This is a genomic window from Comamonas sp. 4034, assembly GCF_050434545.1.
Classification (GTDB): domain Bacteria; phylum Pseudomonadota; class Gammaproteobacteria; order Burkholderiales; family Burkholderiaceae_C; genus Comamonas; species Comamonas odontotermitis.
This window is the reverse complement of record NZ_JBNDIT010000006.1, coordinates 51394-73748: the sequence shown is the minus strand read 5'-3', so window position 1 is coordinate 73748 and position 22355 is coordinate 51394. Positions and strand designations below refer to the sequence as shown.

26 protein-coding genes and 1 other RNA gene are annotated in these 22355 nt (G+C 58.3%); 5 read left to right on the top strand and 22 right to left on the bottom strand.

Annotation, left to right across the window (positions count from 1 at the left end):
* Positions 1-80 precede the first annotated feature (80 nt).
* From rpsA to gyrA, 6 genes are all read right to left on the bottom strand, one after another.
* Positions 81-1763, bottom strand: coding sequence for a 30S ribosomal protein S1 (rpsA, locus tag ABIE32_RS08450; protein WP_224149593.1), 1683 nt, complete (start codon positions 1761-1763; stop codon positions 81-83).
* Positions 1764-1952: 189 nt separating this feature from the next.
* A complete protein-coding gene (locus ABIE32_RS08445; protein WP_429015253.1) occupies positions 1953-4058 on the bottom strand; it encodes a bifunctional 3-phosphoshikimate 1-carboxyvinyltransferase/cytidylate kinase in 2106 nt (701 codons plus the stop codon).
* 231 nt (positions 4059-4289) lie between these two features.
* Complete coding sequence (locus ABIE32_RS08440) at positions 4290-5183, bottom strand: prephenate dehydrogenase (protein ID WP_224152700.1); 894 nt, start codon at positions 5181-5183, stop codon at positions 4290-4292.
* A 21-nt stretch (positions 5184-5204) separates the two neighbouring features.
* Positions 5205-6305 (bottom strand): prephenate dehydratase, encoded by a 1101-nt coding sequence (gene pheA, locus ABIE32_RS08435; RefSeq protein WP_224149591.1) that lies wholly within the window; start codon positions 6303-6305, stop codon positions 5205-5207.
* A gap of 94 nt (positions 6306-6399) precedes the next feature.
* Complete coding sequence (gene serC, locus ABIE32_RS08430) at positions 6400-7503, bottom strand: 3-phosphoserine/phosphohydroxythreonine transaminase (RefSeq protein WP_429015252.1); 1104 nt, start codon at positions 7501-7503, stop codon at positions 6400-6402.
* A 102-nt stretch (positions 7504-7605) separates the two neighbouring features.
* Complete coding sequence (gene gyrA / locus ABIE32_RS08425; protein ID WP_429015250.1) at positions 7606-10317, bottom strand: DNA gyrase subunit A; 2712 nt, start codon at positions 10315-10317, stop codon at positions 7606-7608.
* 227 nt (positions 10318-10544) lie between these two features.
* On the opposite strand from gyrA, the gene ompA reads away from it, so the two are divergent.
* The 4 genes from ompA to ssrA all read left to right on the top strand — a co-directional run bounded on the left by ompA (position 10545) and on the right by ssrA (position 13066).
* The gene (gene ompA / locus ABIE32_RS08420; protein ID WP_317986707.1) at positions 10545-11201 is read left to right on the top strand and encodes an outer membrane protein OmpA; all 657 of its coding nucleotides are present in this window, start codon (positions 10545-10547) and stop codon (positions 11199-11201) included.
* Positions 11202-11285: 84 nt separating this feature from the next.
* The gene (gene ubiG / locus ABIE32_RS08415) at positions 11286-11996 is read left to right on the top strand and encodes a bifunctional 2-polyprenyl-6-hydroxyphenol methylase/3-demethylubiquinol 3-O-methyltransferase UbiG (protein WP_429015248.1); all 711 of its coding nucleotides are present in this window, start codon (positions 11286-11288) and stop codon (positions 11994-11996) included.
* A complete protein-coding gene (locus tag ABIE32_RS08410) occupies positions 11996-12676 on the top strand; it encodes an HAD family hydrolase (protein WP_429015247.1) in 681 nt (226 codons plus the stop codon). The genes ubiG and ABIE32_RS08410 overlap by 1 nt, the downstream gene beginning before the upstream one ends.
* 12 nt (positions 12677-12688) lie before the next feature.
* Positions 12689-13066: a transfer-messenger RNA gene (gene ssrA, locus ABIE32_RS08405) on the top strand.
* 112 nt (positions 13067-13178) lie between these two features.
* Here the strand turns inward: ssrA and ABIE32_RS08400 are convergent.
* The 10 genes from ABIE32_RS08400 to ABIE32_RS08355 all read right to left on the bottom strand — a co-directional run bounded on the left by ABIE32_RS08400 (position 13179) and on the right by ABIE32_RS08355 (position 18469).
* Positions 13179-14360: an Arm DNA-binding domain-containing protein gene (locus ABIE32_RS08400; protein WP_429015246.1), complete on the bottom strand. Its 1182-nt coding sequence runs from the start codon at positions 14358-14360 to the stop codon at positions 13179-13181.
* Complete coding sequence (locus tag ABIE32_RS08395; RefSeq protein ID WP_429015244.1) at positions 14321-14572, bottom strand: excisionase; 252 nt, start codon at positions 14570-14572, stop codon at positions 14321-14323. The genes ABIE32_RS08400 and ABIE32_RS08395 overlap by 40 nt, the downstream gene beginning before the upstream one ends.
* A 49-nt stretch (positions 14573-14621) precedes the next feature.
* A complete protein-coding gene (locus ABIE32_RS08390; RefSeq protein ID WP_429015242.1) occupies positions 14622-15053 on the bottom strand; it encodes a hypothetical protein in 432 nt (143 codons plus the stop codon).
* An 89-nt stretch (positions 15054-15142) separates the two neighbouring features.
* Positions 15143-15376, bottom strand: coding sequence for a hypothetical protein (locus tag ABIE32_RS08385; RefSeq protein ID WP_429015241.1), 234 nt, complete (start codon positions 15374-15376; stop codon positions 15143-15145).
* Positions 15373-15828 (bottom strand): hypothetical protein, encoded by a 456-nt coding sequence (locus tag ABIE32_RS08380; protein WP_429015240.1) that lies wholly within the window; start codon positions 15826-15828, stop codon positions 15373-15375. Before ABIE32_RS08380 ends, ABIE32_RS08385 begins: the two co-directional genes overlap by 4 nt.
* A gap of 205 nt (positions 15829-16033) precedes the next feature.
* Positions 16034-16468: a hypothetical protein gene (locus ABIE32_RS08375; RefSeq protein WP_429015238.1), complete on the bottom strand. Its 435-nt coding sequence runs from the start codon at positions 16466-16468 to the stop codon at positions 16034-16036.
* Positions 16465-16698, bottom strand: a complete 234-nt coding sequence (locus ABIE32_RS08370; RefSeq protein ID WP_429015237.1) for a hypothetical protein — start codon at positions 16696-16698, stop codon at positions 16465-16467. Before ABIE32_RS08370 ends, ABIE32_RS08375 begins: the two co-directional genes overlap by 4 nt.
* 3 nt (positions 16699-16701) lie before the next feature.
* Positions 16702-17016, bottom strand: a complete 315-nt coding sequence (locus tag ABIE32_RS08365; RefSeq protein ID WP_429015236.1) for a hypothetical protein — start codon at positions 17014-17016, stop codon at positions 16702-16704.
* Positions 17013-17264, bottom strand: a complete 252-nt coding sequence (locus tag ABIE32_RS08360; protein WP_429015235.1) for a hypothetical protein — start codon at positions 17262-17264, stop codon at positions 17013-17015. Before ABIE32_RS08360 ends, ABIE32_RS08365 begins: the two co-directional genes overlap by 4 nt.
* Positions 17265-17452: 188 nt before the next feature.
* Positions 17453-18469, bottom strand: coding sequence for a hypothetical protein (locus ABIE32_RS08355; protein WP_429015234.1), 1017 nt, complete (start codon positions 18467-18469; stop codon positions 17453-17455).
* 64 nt (positions 18470-18533) lie between these two features.
* Between ABIE32_RS08355 and ABIE32_RS08350 the strand changes: the two genes are divergently transcribed.
* Positions 18534-19157 carry a hypothetical protein gene (locus ABIE32_RS08350; RefSeq protein WP_429015233.1) on the top strand — a complete coding sequence of 208 codons (624 nt, stop codon included), beginning with the start codon at positions 18534-18536 and terminating at the stop codon, positions 19155-19157.
* A 602-nt stretch (positions 19158-19759) separates the two neighbouring features.
* Here the strand turns inward: ABIE32_RS08350 and ABIE32_RS08345 are convergent.
* The 6 genes from ABIE32_RS08345 to ABIE32_RS08320 form a co-directional block, all read right to left on the bottom strand.
* Positions 19760-20053: a hypothetical protein gene (locus tag ABIE32_RS08345; RefSeq protein ID WP_429015231.1), complete on the bottom strand. Its 294-nt coding sequence runs from the start codon at positions 20051-20053 to the stop codon at positions 19760-19762.
* 41 nt (positions 20054-20094) lie between these two features.
* Positions 20095-20748, bottom strand: a complete 654-nt coding sequence (locus ABIE32_RS08340) for a lambda exonuclease family protein (RefSeq protein ID WP_429015229.1) — start codon at positions 20746-20748, stop codon at positions 20095-20097.
* A complete protein-coding gene (locus tag ABIE32_RS08335) occupies positions 20696-21250 on the bottom strand; it encodes an ERF family protein (protein ID WP_429015228.1) in 555 nt (184 codons plus the stop codon). Before ABIE32_RS08335 ends, ABIE32_RS08340 begins: the two co-directional genes overlap by 53 nt.
* Before the next feature lie 95 nt (positions 21251-21345).
* Entirely contained in the window at positions 21346-21702 is a 357-nt protein-coding gene (locus tag ABIE32_RS08330) for a hypothetical protein (protein ID WP_429015227.1), read from the bottom strand.
* On the bottom strand, positions 21699-21845 hold the full coding sequence (locus ABIE32_RS08325; RefSeq protein ID WP_429015225.1) for a hypothetical protein: 147 nt from the start codon (positions 21843-21845) through the stop codon (positions 21699-21701). Before ABIE32_RS08325 ends, ABIE32_RS08330 begins: the two co-directional genes overlap by 4 nt.
* A gap of 120 nt (positions 21846-21965) precedes the next feature.
* Positions 21966-22271, bottom strand: coding sequence for a hypothetical protein (locus ABIE32_RS08320; protein WP_429015224.1), 306 nt, complete (start codon positions 22269-22271; stop codon positions 21966-21968).
* Positions 22272-22355: the final 84 nt, after the last annotated feature.

Here is a 22355-nt window from a genome sequence, read left to right as displayed (position 1 = left end):
GCGCACTGGGCGCCCACCTTGAATGCTGGCTACCGACTATACCAAGCTGCGCAAGGTATGTCGGTAGCAGGGGCCGTCAATTACTTGTCGGCGTCCAGCTTGGCGCGCAGCAGAGCGCCCAGGCTGGTGGTACCAGCATTTTCCTTGGACGACTGGTGCGACAGGGAAGCCATGGCTTCTTGCTGCTCAGCGTGGTCCTTCTGCTTGATCGACAGGGAGATGCTGCGGCTCTTGCGATCCACGTTGATCACCACGGCGGTCACTTCTTCGCCTTCCTTCAGCACCGAGCGAGCGTCTTCCACGCGGTCTTGGGAGATTTCCGAAGCACGCAGGTAGCCGACGATGTCGTCGCCCAGGTCGATTTCAGCGCCCTTGGCATCCACAGACTTGACCTTGCCGGTCACGATCTGGCCCTTGTCGTTCACGGTAGCGAACGTGGTGAAGGCGTCGCTGTCGAGCTGCTTGATGCCCAGCGAGATACGCTCACGGTCCACGTCCACGGCCAGCACGATGGCTTCCACTTCCTGGCCCTTCTTGTAGTTACGAACAGCGGCTTCGCCGGTTTCGTTCCACGACAGGTCAGACAGGTGCACCAGGCCGTCGATGCCCGAGGCCAGGCCCACGAACACGCCGAAGTCGGTGATCGACTTGATCGGGCCCTTCACGCGGTCACCGCGCTTGGTGTTCTGTGCAAATTCTTGCCATGGGTTGGCCTTGCATTGCTTCATGCCCAGGGAGATGCGACGCTTGTCTTCGTCGATTTCCAGAACCATGACTTCGACTTCGTCGCCCAGGGAGACGAGCTTGGAAGGTGCAACGTTCTTGTTGGTCCAGTCCATTTCGGAAACGTGCACCAGACCTTCGATGCCTGGTTCCAGTTCCACGAACGCGCCGTAGTCGGCAATGTTGGTGACCTTGCCGAACAGACGGGTGCTCGATGGGTAGCGGCGCGACACGCCCAGCCATGGATCGTCGCCCATTTGCTTCAGGCCCAGGGACACGCGGTTCTTCTCGGTGTCGAACTTCAGGATCTTGGCGGTGATTTCCTGGCCAGCGGTCACCACTTCGGATGGGTGACGCACGCGGCGCCATGCCATGTCGGTGATGTGCAGCAGACCGTCGATGCCGCCCAGATCCACGAACGCACCGTATTCGGTGATGTTCTTGACCACGCCTTGAACGATGGAGCCTTCCTTCAGGGTTTCCATCAGCTTGGCGCGCTCTTCGCCCATCGAGGCTTCCACCACAGCGCGGCGGCTCAGCACCACGTTGTTGCGCTTGCGGTCGAGCTTGATGACCTTGAATTCCAGGGTCTTGTTTTCGTAAGGGGTCAGGTCCTTGATAGGACGGGTGTCGATCAGCGAACCGGGCAGGAATGCGCGGATGCCGTTGACCAGAACGGTCAGACCGCCCTTGACCTTGCCGGAGGTGGTACCGGTCACGAATTCGCCCGATTCCAGCGCCTTTTCCAGCGACAGCCACGAGGCCAGACGCTTGGCGGTATCGCGCGACAGGATGGTGTCGCCGTAGCCGTTTTCGATGGAGCCGATGGCCACGGACACGAAGTCACCCACTTGGACTTCGATTTCGCCCTGGTCGTTCTTGAATTCGTCGATTGGCACATAGGCTTCCGACTTCAAGCCGGCGTTCACCACGACAAAGTTGTGCTCAACGCGCACGACTTCAGCGGTGATGACTTCGCCAGGACGCATTTCGGTGCGTGTCAACGACTCTTCAAAAAGGGCGGCAAAAGATTCAGACATGTGTTTCCTTAGACATAGTCAGGTTTCCGTTAGCACTATTGCTATCGTTTTTAAGGCTGGCTATGCAGGTTGCGGAGGTTCCGCAGGTTAAAAGTTAAACAACCCGGCTACCCATGGCGGTATGGAACGCACCAGTGGAAGGCGGCCGGGGCCTTGCAAACCGCTTGCATCAGGGCAAAAACCACACTCTCAGGCGCTGGCCTGGGAGTGGGCCGCCACTGCGGCAAACGGTTGGCGCTTTTCCCACCACGCCAGCACCTGGGCCACGGCTTCTTCAACCGTGATGTCGGAGTTGTCGAGCAGGAGAGCATCTTGTGCAGCTTGCAGCGGGGCGGTGGCGCGGTTCATGTCGCGCGCATCGCGCGCCTCAAGGTCAGCACGAAGGTCGGCTATTGTAGCCGGTATTCCTTTTTCTATCAACTGTTTATGACGGCGCTGCGCGCGCTGGGCGGCACTCGCCGTCAGGTAGACCTTGAGTGGGGCGAGGGGGAAAATCACGGTTCCCATGTCGCGGCCGTCGGCCACAAGGCCGGGCAGCTGCCGAAAATCGTGCTGCATCTGTACCAGTGCCTGGCGCACGGCGGGCAGGGCGGAGACAAGTGACGCGTTCATGCCAGCCTCTTCGGAGCGAATGGCCAGACTGATGTCTTCGCCATCGAGCAGCACGCGCTGGTCAGATGTGAAAGTGATATCCAGTTGGGCAATCAGCGCAGCGATCTGGCCGGCGTGATCGGCATCGATGGGGATGCCCGCGCGCGTGGCAGCCAGGCCGGTGATGCGGTAGAGCGCGCCCGAGTCGAGCAGGTGGTAGCCCAGTGCAGCAGCCACGGCAGATGCCACAGTGCCCTTGCCCGAGGCGGTGGGGCCGTCCACACAGATCACGGGCACGCTGCCGGGCACGGGGCGCACGGCAGAAAACAGTGCTTCGAAATAGCCTGGAAAGGTTTTGGCCACGCACTTGGGGTCTTCAATGCGTACTGACACGCCCGCCGGGTTGAAGGCTGCGAGCGAGAAGCACATGGCAACGCGGTGGTCGTCATAGGTGTGGATGCTGGCGGGCTTCCAGGCTTCGCGATTCGCGGGCGGTGTGATGCTGATGTAGTCGGCACCTTCCTCGACGGTGGCGCCGAGCTTGCGCAGCTCGGTGGCCATGGCGGCCAGGCGGTCGGTCTCTTTCACGCGCCAGCTGGCAATATTGCGCAAGGTGGTGGTGCCGTTGGCATACAGCGCCATGGCCGCCAGGGTCATGGCGGCATCGGGAATGTGGTTGCAGTCCATGTCGATGGCTTGCAATGGCCAGGTGCCCCGGCGAATTTCCAGCCAGTTGGGGCCGCTGGTGATAGCTGCGCCCATGGCCCGCGCGGCATCGACAAAGCGGATGTCGCCCTGGATGGACTGGGCACCCACACCCAGCACCTTGACGCTGCGGTCAATGTGGATGGTGGAGTTGTTGGGGCCGGGCTTGCTGCTCTTGCCTGCGGCGATGGCGCCCAGCGCGATGAAGTAGCTGGCCGACGAGGCATCGGCCTCCACATGGATCTCGCGTGGCGACTGATAATGGCTGCCTGCTGGAATGGTAAAGCGCTGCCAGCTATCATTTTTGACAGCAATGCCGAAGCGCTGGAGCAACTCAAGCGTGATGTGGATGTAGGGCCTGGAGATCAGCTCTCCCACCACTTCGATGGTCACATCCTGCTGGCGCGCCACCAGCGGAAGCGCCATCAGCAGGGCTGTCAGGAACTGGCTGGATACATCGCCGCGCACAGGAATGGGCGCCTGCAGGTGCAGCTGGGCTGATGTCACCGGGTGAATGCGCAGTGGCGGGTAGCCTTCGTTGCCCAAGTAGTCGATTCTGCAGCCGAGCTGGCGCAGTGCATCGACCAGGTCGCCAATCGGGCGCTCGTGCATGCGGGCGACGCCGCTCATCTCGAAATTGCCGCCCAGGAGTGCCAGCGCAGCCGTCAGTGGGCGCATGGCGGTGCCAGCGTTGCCGAGGAAGAGCTGCAGCGTGCGTGCTGCCGTCGCGGGTGCCAGATGACCGCCCAGGCCGGTGACGTGGTAGCTGTTGAGGTGCGCCGGATCGGTGCTGCGCACCACGGCGCAACCCAGTTGCTCCAGGGCTTTGAGCATGACCTGGGTGTCATCGGAGTCGAGCAGGTCGTGGATGGTGGTGGTGCCCTGGCTCAGCGCAGCGAGCAGCAGCACGCGGTTGGAGATGCTTTTGGAGCCGGGCAACTGCACTTCACCATTGGCGCTTTGCAGTGCGGGAATGTCAAGAAAAGCGGTGGTGAACATGATTTGCTCTGCTTTTAGGAGTTATTGCGCACAGATGGCGGGCGCTGGGGGCCAATTTTATTCAAAATGATTTAGGCGACTGACCCAGTCAGCGGTTGCCTGAAAATATTCAAAATTCGCTCCACGACCCCTTGCTTGCCCCAGCGTTGCCAGCGAAGGCGGCGTTGCGACAAGCTGCCACTCCGCCCTCTATCGGCTGACCGCCTGCGGTGGCTGCAGGCGTCAAGGTGCTCAGGCCGTGGGCTTGGTTTTGGATAGCGATTCTGGCGTATACAGCTTGCCTGGCTTCCATTGCGCACGGGTGTCCGAGGCGCTGCGGATCAGGCTTTCGACGGCGGCCTGGTTGTCAGTCATCAGGGCCGCTTCATAGCGCCCGAGCATGTGCTGCAGGTAGTGAATCTGCTGAAGGATCTCGGTGCGGTTGGCGCTGAAGATATCGCGCCACATATTGGGCTCGCCAGCGGCAATGCGGGTGAAATCGCGGAAACCGGGGCCCGCCAGCGACAGGATGCGGTGGCCGTCTTCTTGCGCGAGAATCGCATTCATGTAGGCCATGGCGATCAGGTGCGGCGCGTGGCTGCTGGCAGCCAGGGCGGCATCGTGCATTTCCGGCGACATGCTGGTGACGTGCGTGCCCAACCCCTTCCACAGGGCTTCGGCCTGGCGCAACTGGGCCACCTTGGTCAGCTCGGTTGGCGTGAGCACCACCTGGGCATCGTTGTAGAGGTTGACGTCTGCATGGTCGACGCCCGATACCTCTTTGCCCGTGATGGGGTGCGCAGGCACAAAGCAGCCAAAACGGTCCTTGAGCGCGCTGCGCGCGGCGTTCACCACATCCACCTTGGTCGATCCCACATCCATGACCAGGGTGCTGGGCTGGATCAGGTGCTTGATGGTGCGCAAGGTGGGCTCGGTCGATGCGACTGGAATCGCCAGAACCACCAGATCGGCGCCCGATACGGCGATCAAGGCCGAGCTGGCCTCTTCATCGATGGCGCCCATCTGGCGCGCGCGGCTGGTGGTGGAGGGCGACTTGCTGTAGCCCACAACGCGTTTGACGAGCCCCGCCCTCTTGACGGCCAGCGCGAACGAGCCGCCCATCAGCCCGCAGCCGATCAGCGCCATGTGTTCAAACTTTTTCACCAATCAAGCTCCCACAGGGTAGGCGCCCAGCATCTTGAAGAAGGCGCACAGCTCGCGCAGCTCTTCCAGGGCCTTGGCGACATTGGGCTGGGCGGGATGGCCGTCGAGATCAATGTAGAAATAGTATTCCCACTGGCCGGTGCGGGCAGGGCGTGATTCGAAGCGGGTCATCGACACGCCATGCTTGGACAGCGGCACCAGCAGGTCGTGTACTGCACCCGGGCGGTTGGGTACCGAGACGATCAGGCTCGTGCAATCCTTGCCCGAGGGTTGCGGCATGGTCAGCGTGTGCGGCAGGCAGATGATGGCAAAGCGCGTACGGTTGTAGGCGTCGTCCTGGATGGCGTGGCTGACGATATGCAGGCCGAACTGCTGCGCTGCACGCTCACCGGCAATACCGGCCCAGTTGGGGTTGAGCGCGGCCAGACGCGCGCCTTCGGCATTGCTCTCGACCGGGCGGCGCTCGGCGTTGGGCAGGTGCTTGGACAGCCAGCCCTGGCACTGCGCCAGCGCCTGGGGGTGGGCTGCGACCACTTCGATGCCTTCGAGCGAGTTGCTGGTGCGCATCAGGTTGTGGCGAATCAGCATGCTGACCTCGCCGACCACATGGCAGGGCGTGTGCAGGAACATGTCCAGCGAACGCGTTACCACGCCTTCGTTGGAGTTTTCCACCCCCACCACGCCAAATTGCGAGCTGCCGGCAGCGGTGGAGTGGAAGACCTCTTCAAAGCTGTTGCAGTACTTGATGTCGGCGGCGCCGCCAAAGTACTGGATGGCAGCTTCTTCGCAGAAGGTGCCTGCAGGCCCGAGCACGGCCACGCGCTGGGGGGATTCCAGTGCCAGGCAGGCCGACATGATCTCGCGCCAGATGGCTGAGACATGCGCATTCTTCAGCGGGCCGGGGTTGGCGTTTTCGATCTTCTGGATGACCTGGGCGACGCGGTCGGGGCGGAAGAAGGGCGTGCCTTCGCGCTTTTTGAGCTCCCCAACGCGTTCGGCCACCAGGGCGCGCTGGTTCAGCAAGGTCAGAAGCTGGGTGTCCAGATTGTCGATCTGTACACGCAGTGCGGCGAGTTCGGGGGACGCTTGGGGTTGGTTGCTCATGGGTACTGGTGCAGGTCAGGCCACGCAGGGCGCGTGCGCCAGCCTGCAAGAATAGCTCAGGAATGTCTCCGGGTAAAAGCCTGGGGCTTGTAACTCAAGCCTGTTTTTCGAAAGTTTGCATGTAATCAACCAAAGCCTGCACGCCGGCCAGCGGCATGGCGTTGTAGATGCTGGCACGCATGCCGCCTACCGATTTGTGGCCCTTGAGCTGCAGCAAGCCGCGCTCCTTGGCGCCATCCAGGAATGCCTGGTTGCGTGATTCATCCTTGAGGAAGAAGGGCACATTCATGCGCGAGCGGCAGTCATGCGCCACGCGGTTTTCGTACAGCTGTGAGCCGTCGATCGCGCGGTACAGCAACTGTGCCTTGGCCTGGTTGCGGGCCTCCAGCGCAGCTACGCCGGTCAGCTCGCCTTCGCGTTGGCGCAAAATCCAGTCAAAGGTCAAGCCTGCAATGTAGATGCCCCAGGTGGGCGGAGTGTTGTACATCGACTGGTTGTCGGCCACCAGGCGGTAGTTGAAGGCGCTGGGGCATGCGGCCATGGCACGGTCCAGCAGGTCGTCACGCACCACCACCAGGGTGAGGCCCGCAGGCCCCAGGTTCTTTTGCGCGCCGCCAAAGGCGAGGCCGACGCGGCTCCACTCCACGGGGCGCGATGCGACGTGCGACGAGAAATCAATCACCAGCGGCGCCTTGCTGCCCAGTGCAGCCAGATCAGGCAGATCCTGGAATTCGACGCCGTTAATGGTTTCGTTGCTGCAGATGTGCACATACTGCGCGTCGTCGCGCAGCTTCCAGCCTGCCGCAGTGGGGATGTGGGTGAAACCCTGCGCCTCGTCGCTCGCAGCCGTCTGCGCATCGCAGAACTTGCCCGCTTCCTTGACGGACTTCTGGCTCCAGCTGCCTGTCACCACAAAATCGACCGCGCCGCCTTGCGACAGGTTCAGCGGCACGATGGCGTTTTCCGCCAGGCCACCGCCTTGCATGAACAAGATGTGGAAGTTATCGGGAACGGCGAGCAGCTTGCGGAAATCGGCTTCGGCCTTCTCGGCGATGGAGATGAACTCCTTGCCACGGTGGCTCATTTCCATCACGCTCATGCCCGAACCATGCCAGTTCAGCATTTCGGCGGCTGCCGTCTGCAGCACTTCTTCAGGGATGGCGGCCGGTCCGGCCGAGAAGTTATAGGGGCGTTGCATCAAAAAGGCCTCTTGCGCCCAACCATGGGGCGGTAGTAGCTATATAAAAAGGAGCAAATCAATCGAAGAAAAAGCCATGTCGCAACATGGCTTGTTCAGGGCTTACTCGGTTGCGGGCGTGTCGTCTGCGTTTCCTTCGCTTCCCTCGCTGTCGGCGCCTTCCGCGTTTTCATCGGCCTGCGCATCGTTTTCGACGATGCGCTGCAGGCCGCTGAGCTTGGCGCCTTCGTCCAGGCTGATCAGCGTGACGCCTTGGGTGGCGCGGCCCATCTCGCGAATCTCGGCCACCCGGGTGCGCACCAGTACACCGGTGTCTGTGATCAGCATGATCTGGTCATCCGGGCTCACCAGGGTGGCTGCCACCACCTTGCCGTTACGCTCGGACTGCTGAATCGCAATCATGCCCTTGGTGCCACGGCCGTGGCGCGTGTATTCGCTGATATGTGTGCGCTTGCCATAGCCGTTTTCCGTAGCAGTCAGCACACTTTGGGCGCTGGAGGACGCGGCGGTTTCCACGTCGCCGGACAGCATGGCATCGGCCGATTCGGCGTCGGCCACGAGCATGGCGATCACGCTCTGGTGGTCTTCGATGTTCATGCCGCGCACGCCGCGGGCGTTGCGGCCCATGGGGCGCACATCGTTTTCGTCGAAACGCACGGCCTTGCCGCCATCGCTGAACAGCATCACATCGTGCTTGCCGTCGGTGAGCGCCGCGCCGATCAGATAGTCGCCGTCGTCCAGGCCCACGGCGATGATGCCGGCCTTGCGAGGGTTGCTGAATTCATCCAGCGAGGTCTTCTTGACCGTACCCATCTTGGTGGCCATGAACACATAGTGGTCGGCGGGGAAGCTGCGGTATTCGCCGGTGAGGGGCAGCACCACGTTGATCTTCTCGTCGTCCTGCAGCGGGAACATGTTGACGATAGGGCGGCCGCGCGAGCCGCGCGAGCCTGCAGGCACTTCCCAGACCTTGAGCCAGTACAGGCGCCCACGGTTGGAGAAGCACAGCAGGTAATCGTGCGTATTGGCGATGAAAAGCTGATCGATCCAGTCGTCTTCCTTGGTGGCGGTGGCCTGCTTGCCGCGGCCGCCACGCTTTTGCGAACGGTACTCGGACAAGGGCTGGCTCTTGATATAGCCCGTATGCGAGAGCGTAACCACCATGTCAGTAGGTGTGATCAGGTCTTCGGTGGACAGATCCTGCGCGCTGTATTCCACCAGGCTGCGGCGGGCGCCCAGCTTGGTTTGGCCAAATTCGGTCTTCAGTGCTACCAGTTCTTCACCGATGATGGTGGAGACGCGCTCGGGCTTGGCCAGAATATCCAGCAGGTCTTCGATGACCGCCATGATCTCCTTGTATTCGGCCACGATCTTGTCCTGCTCCAGGCCGGTGAGGCGCTGCAAGCGCATCTGCAGGATTTCCTGGGCCTGGGTTTCCGACAGGCGGTACAGGCCATCCTGCTGCATGCCGAATTCGACTTCCAGGCCATCGGGGCGGTAGTCATCGGCGTTGACGACGCCTCCATCGGCGCGCGTGCGGGTGAGCATCTCGCGCACCAACTGGCTGTCCCAGCTGCGGTTCATCAGCTCGGCCTTGGCCACAGGGGGTGTAGGCGCGTTGCGGATGATGGCGATGAAGTCGTCGATATTGGCCAGTGCCACGGCAAGACCTTCGAGCACATGGCCGCGATCGCGTGCCTTGCGCAGCTCGAATACGGTGCGACGGGTGACCACCTCACGGCGGTGCTCCAGAAACACCTTGATCAGATCCTTCAGGTTGCACAGCTTGGGCTGACCATTGATCAGCGCCACCATGTTCATGCCGAAGGTGTCTTGCAGCTGGGTCTGCTTGTACAGATTGTTCAGCACCACCTCGGGCACTTCGCCGCGCTTGAGCTCGATCACCAGGCGCATGCCAGACTTGTCCGACTCGTCCTGGATGTGGCTGATGCCCTCGATCTTCTTCTCATGCACCAGCTCGGCCATACGCTCCTGCAAGGTCTTCTTGTTGACCTGGTAGGGCAGTTCATCAACGATGATGGATTGGCGCTGGCCCTTGTCGATGTCTTCAAAATGCACTTTGGCGCGCATCACTACCTTGCCACGGCCGGTGCGGTAGCCTTCCTTGACACCGTTGATGCCATAAATGATGCCGGCTGTCGGGAAATCTGGCGCAGGCACGATCTCCATCAAATCATCCAAAGTGGCATCGGAATGGTGCAGCAGGTGAAGGCAGGCATCCACCACTTCATTCAGATTGTGCGGTGGAATATTCGTGGCCATGCCGACCGCGATACCGCCGGAGCCATTGACCAGCAGATTGGGCAGGCGGCTGGGCAGCACCAGCGGTTCGCTCTCGCTGCCGTCATAATTGGGGCCGAAGTCCACGGTCTCCTTGTCGATATCGGCCAGCATCTCGTGGGCGATCTTGGAGAGGCGGATTTCGGTGTATCGCATGGCGGCGGCACCGTCGCCATCGACCGAGCCGAAGTTGCCCTGACCATCCACCAGCATGTGGCGCATGGAGAAGTTCTGGGCCATCCGCACGATGGTGTCATACACCGACTGGTCGCCGTGCGGGTGGTATTTACCGATCACGTCACCGACGATACGCGCCGATTTCTTATAGGGACGGTTCCAGTCGTTGTTGAGTTCGTGCATCGCATACAGAACCCGGCGATGCACTGGCTTCAGGCCATCGCGTGCATCGGGGAGTGCGCGGCCAACGATCACGCTCATCGCGTAATCGAGATAACTGCGGCGCATTTCCTCTTCGAGACTGATGGGCAGAGTTTCTTTTGCAAACTGGGTCATAGATCTGACATGAGTGACGAAGTACAACAGGCATTTTAGGCGCAAGCTGATGTTGCATGCTGGCAACATTCTAGGCCCAATGCGCTTTTGTCTTACCCTTGGTGCTACAGATAACTATGGCGATCCGGTACGCCTATGGCACAATAAGTAAGAACGTTTTTGGTGATGGTCACTGACGACGTCTTGATTCGCAGCGCGGCTGCGGCTTTTTCCCCAAGAGGAGAACCATGAAGAAACTGAACAAAGTGGCGATGTTGTTTGCCTCTGCAGCGCTTGCAACCGCCGCTGGAGCACAAATTAAGGCTGCTGACGGCGGCAAAGTTGTTGATAACTGGCAAAACGGCACCAGCGAGCTGGTGTGGAAGAACGGTACCAACGAACTGTGCTGGCGTGATGCCAACTGGACGCCTGCTACCGCAGCTGAAGGTTGCGATGGCGCTCTGGTGAAGGCAGCTGAAGCTCCTGCGGCTCCAGCTCCTGCTGCAGCCCCTGGCGCAGCTCCTGCTCCAGCTGCTGTTCCAGCTGCAACCGTCCAAAAGGTTACCTACGCTGCTGACGCATTCTTCGACTTCGACAAGTCGGTGCTGAAGCCAGAAGGCAAGGCTAAGCTGGACGATCTGGCCGGCAAGGTGAAGAACATCAACCTGGAAGTCATCATTGCTGTGGGTCACACCGACTCCATCGGTACCGATGCTTACAACCAGAAGCTGTCTGTGCGCCGTGCTGAAGCTGTGAAGGCTTACCTGGTGTCCAAGGGCATCGACAAGAGCCGCGTGTACACCGAAGGCAAGGGCGAAAAGCAACCTGTGGCAGACAACAAGACTGCTGCTGGCCGCGCCAAGAACCGTCGCGTGGAAATCGAAGTGGTGGGCACCCAGAAGTAATTCTCTTGCCCATTCGCAAAAAAGCCCCAGCAATGGGGCTTTTTTTATGCCTTCACCGACTTGCAGATGGTGGACAATGAGGCCATGAACCAGACAGTGAACGCCGATCCGGCCGAATTGGCCAAGTTTTCCGAACTCGCCATGCGCTGGTGGGATCCGGACAGTGAATTCAAACCTCTGCACCAGATTAACCCCTTGCGCCTGGATTGGATCAACACCTACAGTCCCCTTCAAGGTCAGACCGTTCTTGACGTAGGGTGTGGCGGTGGCATTCTGAGTGATTCCATGGCGCGCAAGGGTGCAACCGTCACGGGTATTGACCTGGCCGCCAAGGCCTTGCGTGTTGCGCAACTGCACGCTTTAGAGGCCCAGACACCCAATGTGGCTTACAAGGAAATCGCTGTCGAAGCCCTGGCGATGCTGCAACCCGAGAGCTTTGATACGGTGACCTGCATGGAAATGCTGGAACATGTACCTGACCCGGCTTCGGTGGTCAAAGCTTGCCACGACCTGGTCAAGCCTGGGGGGTGGGTGTTTTTCTCCACCATCAATCGCAATGCCAAAGCCTTTGCGCTGGCAATCGTAGGGGCCGAATACCTGCTGCAGATGCTGCCCAAAGGAACCCACGAGTACGCCAAATTCATCCGCCCGGCAGAATTGGCTGGCTACTGCCGCAATGCAGGTTTGGTGCTGGAGCACAGCAAGGGCTTGCAGTTCAACCCACTTACGCAGCGCTACTGGCTCAATGACGATACCAGTGTCAATTACATGATTGCAACCCGAAAGCCAGTCTGATGTCGCTCGGCCGCCTGAAAAATTCCATCCAAGCCATCTTGTTTGATCTTGACGGTACCTTGATCGACAGTGCCCCTGACCTGGGGGCTGCGGCGGACCAGATGCGCGTGGTGCGTGGCTTGCCCTCGCTGCCTATGGCGGATTACCGTCCTTTTGCAGGCTCAGGCGCAAGAGGAATGCTGCGTGTTGCCTTTGGTCTGCACCCGGAAGATGAGCAATTCCCCGTCATGCGTGAAGAGTTCTTTCAGAACTACGAACGCCGTATGACGCAGGACACCACGGTTTTCGATGGTGTTTCAGAAATGTTGGCAAATATCGTGACGCGCCAATTGCAGTGGGGCGTGGTTACCAACAAGTCCAAGCGTTTTACGGAGCCCCTGTCCCGGAAGATGAGCCTGTTTGCGACGGCGGGGGCAGTCGTCAGTGGCGACACCACGCCGCACGCCAAGCCACATCCTGAACCCTTGTTTGAAGCGGCTCGCCGTATTGGTGTTGCGCCTGAGTCGTGTGTATACGTGGGTGACGATGAGCGCGACATCCTGGCAGGCAAGGCTGCGGGCATGTATACCGTGGCTGCTGTCTATGGCTACCTGGGCGAAAAGCAATCTGTTGCCCATTGGCAGGCAGATGATGTCATCGAATCTCCCCACGAGCTCTTGAAACGGCTGAATCTGTCCTAAAATAGATGCCATGGGGCTGTCCTGGTTTCGACGTGGGTTCGGGATCGGTGTGGTGCATGTCGAGCTTGAGTGACGCTCGTAAATCTCCATTCAAAAAACTAACTGCAAACGACGAACGTTTCGCACTCGCCGCTTAAATCCGGTGAGCCTTGCAACAGCACGCTGATGGGCTGGGCAAGGGGGTAGCAATACCTCCAGGCTGCAAGGGAATTTTCATCAGCTGGTCGTCTGCCGGGTGCCTTGGCAGATGACAAGAAAATAGGGTACTGGCTTACTATGTAGCGTGCGTCTGCGCGATATAGCAGGTGAGATTCAAACCAGAACGCTAAACATGTAGATCTGCTCGACGAAGGCTTACGGACGCGGGTTCAATTCCCGCCAGCTCCACCATACAAGACACCGCCACACACTGAAAACCTCAGTCTGTGGCGGTTTTTTCTTGCCCTAAAGTGTCCTGTGGTGTCCCCAAATTCGCACCGATTTCGCACGGGATTCGCACCGATCACTCACCGTTGACCAGGCGCAGTTCCGCTTTGGGTTTCTGGTAGTCCTCGCGAATGAACTTGCCGTAAGTGCGGAACACCATCTCCACATCTTCGTGACCAAGCTGTTGAGCGACATACCAGGGGTTGCCGCCTGCAGTCAGTAGTGTGGATGCGTAGGTGTGCCGGATCTGATACGGGTTACGGTACGGTATGCCGGCCCTGGCCATGATCGGTAGCCAAGCTGTTTTGCGCACCTGGGCATCGCTGCTCCATGGTGCAAGTGTTCTCGGATTGAGCCAGATTCTGGATCCGAGATGTCCACTGATCGCCTGCTGGGCTCGCAGCGCAGCCATGGCTTCATCGTTCAGTTCGACATCTCGTCTGCCCGCGGCTGTCTTTGGTCCCTTGATGACACCCGCCACTTGGTTCTGAACGATCCGGGCTATATGGCGCTGCCAGTCAATATGCTGCCATTCAAGAGCTTGAAGCTCTCCCGGGCGAAGTCCCGTGTTGAACCAGAACTGGAAAGTAGGGCGTTCATCCAGCCGACATGCGTCCAGAATTGCTTGGCGTTCTGCTTGGGTGAATGGCTGGACGATGTAGTCACTGGCTTTTGCAGTCTGCCGAATTAGCTTGGCCAAAGCGATACGCTCGAACGGGTCAAACTCCAAGAGCCCATCATTTAAAGCATCCTCGAACACTGACCGTAGTGGAATCAATGTGTTGCGGATAGCCTTGGAAGTGCAATCCATTTCACTGATCCAGTCTCGCAGCATGCTGGGCGTTACCTCGGAAGCATGCATTTCGTGCCAATACTGCATGCGATCGCCATTAATGACCTTCGCATAGCCGATATAGGTTGAAGGAGAGAGCTGTCCGTTTTGCACTTGGCGCTCGTAGGTCTCCAGCTGCTTTTGCAGCAGTATCCTCATCAGCCCAGCCTTCTTCTTGCTGACACCGGCCCGCGGGCTATTGGGGAAGAACTCGGCGTAGTCGAAATCACCGGCCTTAATCTTGACCCGGATATCGTCCCGCAGGACAGAGGCGCGCTGGATGCTGGACTTGTTGATGGGTCCGGCTGGCAATAGCTCGCGGCACTCTTTCCCTTGGTAGCTGAACGCAATTTGGATGCGGTCGCCAGTGACAAATTCGCGGATTATCACGCCAGGTGGCGTGTCGAATTTTGGTCTTTTATCCATTGATCTGCTGCCTTGATGTTGACGTAGAGACGACGGGAGACAACTGCGACTTGTTGGCCAATCTTCCAGGTGCCGTTTTTCTTTCGCTGTTTGACGGTTTCGCGAGTGACGCCAGTCATTTCCTCGTACTTGCTCGCAAGGACCCACTCGGGGCCACTAGCGACGGCGGCATTTTCGTTTGAGTCTGTTTCAGGGGATGAAGGGTTTTTCATCTGTTGCTCCAAAAAAAGAACCCCGCATCAAGAGCGGGGCTGGTGTGTCTCAGTCGATGTGGGCTGTTTGCCATTTCCAGTCTTCTGGATAAATGTCGGCGCGCCAATCGGCTATCTCGCCGTCTCCGCCAATCTCCATGATGATGTAATCGCCATAGCCAGAACCAGCGGGCGAGAGGATGTCGGGGACGTAGCCGTCGCGTGTCGCCAGAGTACGACCATCTGCATCGATCAGCGTGTACAGCCCGGCATCGCAGACCTTGTAGTGAACATCGGCCTCCACGCCCTCTGGCCAGTTGCGAATTCGGCCTGTGTCCAAATCGATGATGGGCTCCCAGTAGTCGCCGTTACGAAGTGGGATCTTTGTTCCGTCTTCATCTTGAGCATCACCAACCTTCGCGCCTTCCCAATAGCGAACTTGGGCTGAAACCTTGATGGCGGCGACATCGAAGTCGCAGGTGATCTGTGCTTGAACTTTCATATCAATCTCCGAAATGAGAAACCCCGCTGTTGCGAGGCTGGTTCCATTTGTCTTGCTCGCGCTCTTTCTTGGCGCGGCGGATTTGACGCCTAGTTGATCTCATTGGGGGCTCCTTCTATCTTCACCCAGCAAACGGGCTTCTTGTTATCCATGGGCTTTACCTTGCCTTCGATCTGCAATGCCTGCAGCTTCTGACGGATGAATGCCGAATGTATGCGATTGGTGCCAAATGTTGGCTTGCACTGCCTGGCAATGTCGCCGGTGGTCCAAGCACCTGGTCCATCCAGAGCAGCGAGGATTTGGGTTTCGTAGCTGGAGTTCAAGATTTAGCTCCTTCCTGCTTTAGGGCTGCGGGGAGAGGCGACCAACACGTCGGCTCGACGTCGAAGCCGTTTTGCCAGATCATTCCCGTTGCTATATATCGTGGTTCCTCGGGCGGGAGGTGTTGTTCCCGCATTTCGCGGCCATCATGCTGGTGGATCTTCCATACCGCGCCTGGCGCAACATTTGTATGGATGAAGCGTATGAATCGCCCGTGTTCATCGAATCGTGCTTCGTAGGGCAGACCTCCGATCAAAGCCAGGAAGTGCGATCCATCCTTTGGCGCAGTCTCGATTGGCTGCCAGCGGCCTGCCTTCTCACGGGCGGCTGCAGCCTTCCATCTTTCAAACTCATTTGCATATCGCACATAGTTCTGATTTCCCTCGTGCCAGTCTGTGACTGCACTTGGGTATGCAGTCTCAAACGCACCTCGGATTGGGTCATTGGTTGTCATTGGTGGCTCCAAGATTCATTGAAGGTTGATCGGGGATCACAATGTCCGTTCGTCCGCATGCTGGGCAGACATGGCGATACCCCTTGCCCTCTGGGATGTAGATGCCGCTTGGTGCGTTGTGCTCAGGATGGCGACACTGGGGACGTTTCATCCAGCCTGGAAGCTCGCGGTCAAGGTCGAAGAAGTTACCGGGCATTGGGGGCTCCTATTCCGTGGGCAACTGAAGAATCGTAGAGATCTTGTTTTTGAGCTCGCGGTTGATGATCCTGTCAAGCGCGTCAGCGAGTGCCTGCCATTGATCGTTGCTCAGCGGCTCCCGCTCAGGTGGGGGAGGGGCTGCTGAGAGCATGGCCATATAGACCTCGTCGCTTGTTCCGCCACTTCGCCTTGCTGCTACACCAGCGTTGATCATCTCGGGAGTTGGCTTGAATGGAGCCAGGCGCCACCCATCCGGCACAGCCTGCCGCGCCGATAGCTGGGCCTTGAGCTGCTCAATCTCCGCCGACTGAGCGCGCAGAACAGTGGCCGCCTTCTCATGCACAGGCACACCATCCCACCAGCGGTGGCTTGATTCAGTCAGGCTTTCAAAAAATTGAGCAAGCCGCAGCGCTTCGGGCTGTGCTTCTGTCTTGTCGGTCATGGTGCCTCCTTGGGGGCGGGCTTCTTGCTAAACAGCATGCCTTTCCGCTCTTGCATAAACCGCTTTGTGAGAGATTCACGGATGCGCTGTGCCCAGGTCATCAACTGCATGCTCTTGGCGTTTACTTCCTTCTCGCAGGCAGGGCATAGCGCCTTTATCTCTGCAGTCTGGTAGCTCGGAAGTAGGTCATTCAGTGGGGTGCCGATTGCACCGCAGATGTCGCATGCCATATCTCAATCCTCCTTCTTGGCCTGGGCTGCCTTGAACCCGCTGTACTTGAATAGCGGAACCCACTTGTACGGCCCGCAGGTAACTTCGGTCGCAGGCCATGAGGCGGCATCTCCGATCTGTCCAAGCCAAAACTTGCAGCTCGCCTTCAACTTGTGTCGGAAGGGTTTTGCATGCCACTCAGGCCCGGCAGTGCGAAGGACGAATATCAAGTGGCCGGTTGCATACAGTGCCAACCAGGTCAGCGGGTAGATGATCCGGACTACCAGGTAGACGGCGCCAATGATGGCAAGCGAATAAAGTGAAATGGTCCAGATCATTGGTCGTCCTTTTGTGGCTTGTTCCGCCTGCGGCAGCGCTTCTCCAGGTCCTGCTGCCATTCGCGCAGCTCGCTCGACGGATCGCGGTAGACACGGCAGGTCGGGTCTTTCACGTTGACGCACGTCACGTATGTGAAGTTGGGGCCAAGCTCGCGCGCCCATGCTTCGCACTGCTTCAGGGGCATGGTGCTGCCAGCAGCTCCGATCAACCCGTTGAAGATGAAAGCAAGCATCCAGATGTCATCCATGGGGCTGGCCCTCCTGCTGTTGGGCGCGCTGGGCGGCTGTGTGCATTGGCACTTGCACCCATAATGTTTGATGGCCGTTGAATGGAGCCCGCAGTGTCACGGGCTTACCGCAAGAGGGGCATGGCACACGGTCGCCTGGGTTTCCCAGCTTTGCGGGGTGCAGGCGTCCGCCGCATTTTTGCTGTGCTTCATTCATGCTTGCCGACTTCCTGGGCTGCAGCCATGGCGGCGTCTCGCTCATCAAGCAAGTCGGCCATGTTGTCGATGTGCACCTGGAGAACGCTTCCGCGCTCTTTTTGGAACTTGACCATCGCGCGCACCGATTCCAGCAGTTCAGCATCCAGCGTATCAGCGGGCTGGGCCTGGGGTGCAGCATGCGGGCCAAAGACGGGAAACATGCGAACGCCGTCTACTTTGGAATGCGGAAACAGCGCGTTGTAGGCCTCGGTCGACATAGACGTTGGCAGCTCGTCTTCGAACACCCAGCACAGCGGCTCGGCCTGCACCTCTGCCAGGTCACCTGCCGAGAAATCCTCGGTAGCTGGAAGTGCTGGGGTGGCGGCAAGGGCTGCACGGTCACGCCATACTGCCCACAGTTGACGCGTTCGCATTGCATGCGGATCAATGAATAGGCCACGCTCAGCATCACCTCGGTATGTCGCGCCATCCCAGGTGCCTACTACTTTCCAGCAGTGGCCGCGCATCCATTCTTCAAACAGGATGCGCTCATGTTCAGTGGGTGGTGCGCCTTTGGCCCCCATTTCGTATGCCGCGCGCTCATCAGGCACAGCCACTGCTGCGGGCGCCTGTGCTGCCGCCGCCTGGTTGTCCGCTCGAACATATGCAATGCCGTGGCCGGTTGCGTTGTTCGGGCTCCATGTCACTTCGCCTAGTTCTGCGAAATTGACCTGCTCGGCCTCTTCAACACCCAGATCCAGCCAAATGCGCTCAGGCGCGGTGCGTGCTGCCTGGGATGGCGTGCTGCAGTCAGGGCAAGGCTCTGCCGTGAGGATGTTGCCAACGGCTCCTTGGTCATTGCAGGTGGCGCAATGGGTTATTGCCGCTGCCTGGGCCACTCCAGGCAATGGCCCTTTACAGGCGCTGATGAGGCCGCGCTTCTGCTCTGGCGTCAGTTCAACTTCGGTGACAGAGATAGCCCCCTCGGCAGTCTTGAGGGGAGCGGAGGATGGGGTAGGTTCAGCCATGGTGGGCTCCAGAATTGAAAAAGCCCGCTCAGGGCGGGCATGTTGTCGGGTAGGATTCGCGGCCATGGAGGCATTGATGGACACGAATCAGTTAGTAACGGCAATAGGTGAAGCTGTAGCGAATGCCAGGCCAGCCCAGGAATATTGTTTGTTGTGGGGTGACTTGCAGATCAATAGTTGGTGGTCTTGCATGACCAAAAGTGAGTGGTCGGGATGGATGCAAGCGATATTTGGGGCATTAGCCATTCTCTCTTCTGCACTATTAGCAATTTGGATTGCAAATAGGGAGCGACGAATCGCTGGTAAAGATGCCTTATCGTTATCCGTCCAACATGCAAATAGCATGGTTGCATTTGTAAGGATGGCCAGGGAAATGCAAACTATCGATGGTGCTGTGACGATAAATTCAGCATTTGAAGGGGCGCTCGATAGTGGCTCGTCAATTCGCCTCGACGTGTTGGATTCAAATATTAGAGGTTCTGTGCATGCTCTGAATAATATTGCTCGCCAGGCTAATGCAATATTGTTGCGTCTGATTCAAGCGGATGATCTTTCCGCAGTTGATTGGCCTAACGCATTTTTTCATTGGGAAGCCAGAGTTTTTAAGCATGCAAATATTATTAAAGCTCCGCCGCCTGAAAAAATCTGGAGAAAAATACTGCGCGGGCCTTTTAAGCTAATTTCATGAGTTCGAAGGTCTAAAGCATTGCTGATTTCAACACGTTCTCTTCAACTGCCCAGGGCAGGCTGTGAATAGGTGCCCACTGGGGGCGGTAGACTAGCGGGCTATGCCAACGCTTTTTGACTCCATGGTCAGTGCCATTCGCGCGCACTGGGCCCAACATGACAATGCCTACCCTCAATGCATCGAACTTGACCCTGTATCAATGAAGGAATTCGTTGAGACGCGCGAAGTGGTTCGCAAGGGGTTGGCTGGGAGAGAGTTACCAGAAGGCCAGCAGGAGCTACTTGGAGTCAAACTCGTAGTCGGAGAGAGCAACGCGCTGGTTGCCAAGGATGGGACGCGGGTTCCGTTGCAGGCCTGAAGCTGGAAAAAGAAACACCCCGGCAGTGCGGGGTGTGGAATAAAAAGGCCGACTCTCACGAAAGTTCAGGAACTGGAAAAAGGAGGAGTGATATGAGGTCGGCTGAGAAACCTAACTCCATGATTAACAAGCGTTTAATTGTTAATTGATCCTGGATGGACTGCAGTTTGCCAAATCAAAGAACTCGCATATGTGCTGAGTTTTCCAATGTTGATGTCGGCTATTTCCTACACGTTTTAGTGCTTCAAAATGGCACATCGCTGTCATCGCCGTAGTCGTCTCGTGATGTCTGTTGGGGTGCTGCTGTACGGCTGTGTTGGCCTGGCCGCTCGTGGTTGCCGCCTGGTTGCTTATCTTTGCGCTTCAAAGATAGGCTGAGAAATGGATTGCCGCTCTTTGATTGCTTGATCCAGCCGTCGACGAAGTATTCCACCCCTTCCACATTCAGAGTGCCCGTGCGATCAGGTTTGCGATCGCCTTCTTGCTTGCGGTCGTTCACGAACATGACGCCGCGATTTGTGTTGTCGTATCCAGTCATGGTTTGCCTTTCTTCCCTCCAGCCTTCCCGGAGGGTGTTGGTTAAATTGGGATGTTCGAGATTGTTCGCTGCACGAGTTGTTCAAACTCTATTAGCCGAGCGGTGAGGCGCTCCAGTTGGTCCTGCTGTTCAGCCCGCTCAACCCGATAGACGATCAAGTTGCTACTGTCTGGGAATGACTCGCAATAGCTTGCAAAATCCACCCACTGTCGGTTTGAGCAGAGCAGGTGCCCGGTGACCTGCCACTTGTAGGCGGGGTCAATGGCTTCCCGGCAGATGTTTTCGTAGTGAACGGGATAGGTGACGCTCTTTATCTCTAAGGCGCCGTTATCCCCGATCAAGCCATCAGGCGAATCTCCGAATGTGCCGCAGTCGAAGAAACCACCGTTGGTTACCCAGTCGCCGGTAAGCTGCTCGTAGCGTTCGCGGGCGATAGGCTCCTGCTGCTGGCCGCGCTCCATGTGCGCATTGCTGAATCCGGTAGCTCTCTTGCCTGTGAGGCGCTGGAGAGCCAATTCCAGGGCATAGCGCTTGGCTGGGTCGCCAAATGCCTTGCCTTCGTTTGCCATGATGATCCCAAAATTCGAGGCAGTAGCCTTCCCCAAACGCAGGTCAAACCAGGCGTCAGAGTTTTGTTCTATGTCATGCCATTGCGCCATCAAGCAAACGCTGTCGCTGGTCTGGTTTGATTGCATATTCCGCCTCGATCTTCTGGATGTTGGTCTGCTTGGTACGCAGGAGTTCTATCAGGTGCAGAGCGTCCTTCTGGGTCAGGTTCTTCTTTGGCGCCGACTGGTTGCCCGCTGGCTGTATGGCTCGTTGCCCGTCGTCATCATCTTGGTAGAGACCCGTGATTGCTGCTAGGCCGTAGCGGCGGGCATAGGTCATGGCCGATCCATAGCCCTGGGGGTCCTGCTTGGTGAGCGGCATCACCAGGGTGTCTTCCATCCACTCCCCAGACTCATGCATCAGCCGGGTTGTCAGATGGAGCTTCCCATCGTCAGAGCGTGATCCAGACTGGATAAAGCTAATTCCTGCCTCGTTGAGGGCAGGTTTGATGGCATCGATCACAGCGGGTAGATCTGCATACCTGTTTTTCAGGTGTCCGTTCGTGGCGTCTTTCAGGGCATAGGTGATCGCCTTCTGAGCTTCCAAGAATGCTGGAGCCATCTTGGATAGCGACTCGCTTGTTTGCATAGTGCGTCCTTAAACAATCGCGCCCGCATACACAGCGGCCGCACAAAAAGAAAGCGCTGTGATGGCGCTCCAGAGGAATGCATGGAAGAGGCTGGTCATGTACCTTCCCTTTGAGCCTGCTGTCCAGAAACCGAGACCAGATCAAGCTCGCCATCGTCACGAATTTCAATTGACGTGGCGACACGCTCGACCTCAAGCCCTGCTGAGCAGGCGAGAATCAGCACGAGGCGCGAATTCTTCATCTGCAGTTGCGCCAAGTGCTTTTCTGCAACAGCGATAGAGAGCGTCATGCCCGGCAGCGCAGGGTGTTCAGACTGCGCTTTCTTAAGTTCATCCACCAAATCTCCTGCTGCCAGCATGCCGCCGAGCAGACGGGACAATTCGGCCACCCGTGCGTCTGATACCTTTGCTCGCACTGGCGGCACTCCTTGAATATTCATTTGCTCTTTCATTTCTTCTCCTGCAGCGCGATCAGGCGCCGGTACTTGTCGAATGTCTTGCGGATGTCGGTTGCTACCGCTGGGGTGTAGCGGTTGGCCTTCTGTCCTGGCAGTGGGCAAAGAGGGCGGTTGGGCATGGTGAGCATTGGGGTCATGCTGGCCTCACAACTAGCCCGCCAACGGGCCCAGAGAACAAAGAAAAAGCCGCATCAGTTGCGGCTTGGCGAGAAGGGAAGGGGAGGCTCACAATGGAGCCTAATTTGTAGATGAACATCTCACACCTCCTTGTGTGTTGCTAAGGCTGCGCTCTTGGCGCGCTGCTCTTGATACTCCAGCGACTGCTGGCAGATGAACTGGCCCAGATCTGCGTAAGCCCCTGACTGCACGAAACCGGACACCTTGGCCCTGGCATCAGCATTCAGCTCACCCAGGCATTCGCAGATGTTTTCCCAGTCGCTTGGGTCAAAGTCCGGCCCTTGAGCGATCTGCTGCCAGCGGGTATCAAACGCTTCCGCCAGGTCATATGCGCGCTGAGCTTTGCTGCTCTGAGCTGCGTGCCATACATCAGATAGGTTGCTCATGGCGTTACCTCTTGCAGATATCCAAAACCGTCCATCACGCAATAGCGGTTGCCTGAATGCCAATGCCGCCCATCGGAGTCTGTG

Excerpts from the sequence above, each read along its gene's own strand:
- ABIE32_RS08360 (WP_429015235.1), bottom strand. The coding sequence starts at position 17,264 with ATGGATGACATCTGGATGCTTGCTTTCATCTTCAACGGGTTGATCGGA.
- ABIE32_RS08400 (WP_429015246.1), bottom strand. The coding sequence starts at position 14,360 with ATGGATAAAAGACCAAAATTCGACACGCCACCTGGCGTGATAATCCGC.
- ABIE32_RS08365 (WP_429015236.1), bottom strand. The coding sequence starts at position 17,016 with ATGATCTGGACCATTTCACTTTATTCGCTTGCCATCATTGGCGCCGTC.
- ABIE32_RS08320 (WP_429015224.1), bottom strand. The coding sequence starts at position 22,271 with ATGAGCAACCTATCTGATGTATGGCACGCAGCTCAGAGCAGCAAAGCT.
- ABIE32_RS08345 (WP_429015231.1), bottom strand. The coding sequence starts at position 20,053 with ATGACTGGATACGACAACACAAATCGCGGCGTCATGTTCGTGAACGAC.
- ABIE32_RS08380 (WP_429015240.1), bottom strand. The coding sequence starts at position 15,828 with ATGACAACCAATGACCCAATCCGAGGTGCGTTTGAGACTGCATACCCA.
- gyrA (WP_429015250.1), bottom strand. The coding sequence starts at position 10,317 with ATGACCCAGTTTGCAAAAGAAACTCTGCCCATCAGTCTCGAAGAGGAA.
- ABIE32_RS08340 (WP_429015229.1), bottom strand. The coding sequence starts at position 20,748 with ATGCAATCAAACCAGACCAGCGACAGCGTTTGCTTGATGGCGCAATGG.
- ABIE32_RS08440 (WP_224152700.1), bottom strand. The coding sequence starts at position 5,183 with ATGGCGCTGATCGGCTGCGGGCTGATGGGCGGCTCGTTCGCGCTGGCC.
- ABIE32_RS08370 (WP_429015237.1), bottom strand. The coding sequence starts at position 16,698 with ATGGCATGCGACATCTGCGGTGCAATCGGCACCCCACTGAATGACCTA.
- ABIE32_RS08325 (WP_429015225.1), bottom strand. The coding sequence starts at position 21,845 with ATGACCCCAATGCTCACCATGCCCAACCGCCCTCTTTGCCCACTGCCA.
- ABIE32_RS08330 (WP_429015227.1), bottom strand. The coding sequence starts at position 21,702 with ATGAAAGAGCAAATGAATATTCAAGGAGTGCCGCCAGTGCGAGCAAAG.
- ABIE32_RS08410 (WP_429015247.1), top strand. The coding sequence starts at position 11,996 with ATGTCGCTCGGCCGCCTGAAAAATTCCATCCAAGCCATCTTGTTTGAT.
- ABIE32_RS08375 (WP_429015238.1), bottom strand. The coding sequence starts at position 16,468 with ATGACCGACAAGACAGAAGCACAGCCCGAAGCGCTGCGGCTTGCTCAA.
- ompA (WP_317986707.1), top strand. The coding sequence starts at position 10,545 with ATGAAGAAACTGAACAAAGTGGCGATGTTGTTTGCCTCTGCAGCGCTT.
- serC (WP_429015252.1), bottom strand. The coding sequence starts at position 7,503 with ATGCAACGCCCCTATAACTTCTCGGCCGGACCGGCCGCCATCCCTGAA.
- rpsA (WP_224149593.1), bottom strand. The coding sequence starts at position 1,763 with ATGTCTGAATCTTTTGCCGCCCTTTTTGAAGAGTCGTTGACACGCACC.
- ABIE32_RS08395 (WP_429015244.1), bottom strand. The coding sequence starts at position 14,572 with ATGAAAAACCCTTCATCCCCTGAAACAGACTCAAACGAAAATGCCGCC.
- ABIE32_RS08350 (WP_429015233.1), top strand. The coding sequence starts at position 18,534 with ATGGAGGCATTGATGGACACGAATCAGTTAGTAACGGCAATAGGTGAA.
- pheA (WP_224149591.1), bottom strand. The coding sequence starts at position 6,305 with ATGAGCAACCAACCCCAAGCGTCCCCCGAACTCGCCGCACTGCGTGTA.
- ABIE32_RS08390 (WP_429015242.1), bottom strand. The coding sequence starts at position 15,053 with ATGAAAGTTCAAGCACAGATCACCTGCGACTTCGATGTCGCCGCCATC.
- ubiG (WP_429015248.1), top strand. The coding sequence starts at position 11,286 with ATGAACCAGACAGTGAACGCCGATCCGGCCGAATTGGCCAAGTTTTCC.
- ABIE32_RS08355 (WP_429015234.1), bottom strand. The coding sequence starts at position 18,469 with ATGGCTGAACCTACCCCATCCTCCGCTCCCCTCAAGACTGCCGAGGGG.
- ABIE32_RS08445 (WP_429015253.1), bottom strand. The coding sequence starts at position 4,058 with ATGTTCACCACCGCTTTTCTTGACATTCCCGCACTGCAAAGCGCCAAT.
- ABIE32_RS08335 (WP_429015228.1), bottom strand. The coding sequence starts at position 21,250 with ATGCAAACAAGCGAGTCGCTATCCAAGATGGCTCCAGCATTCTTGGAA.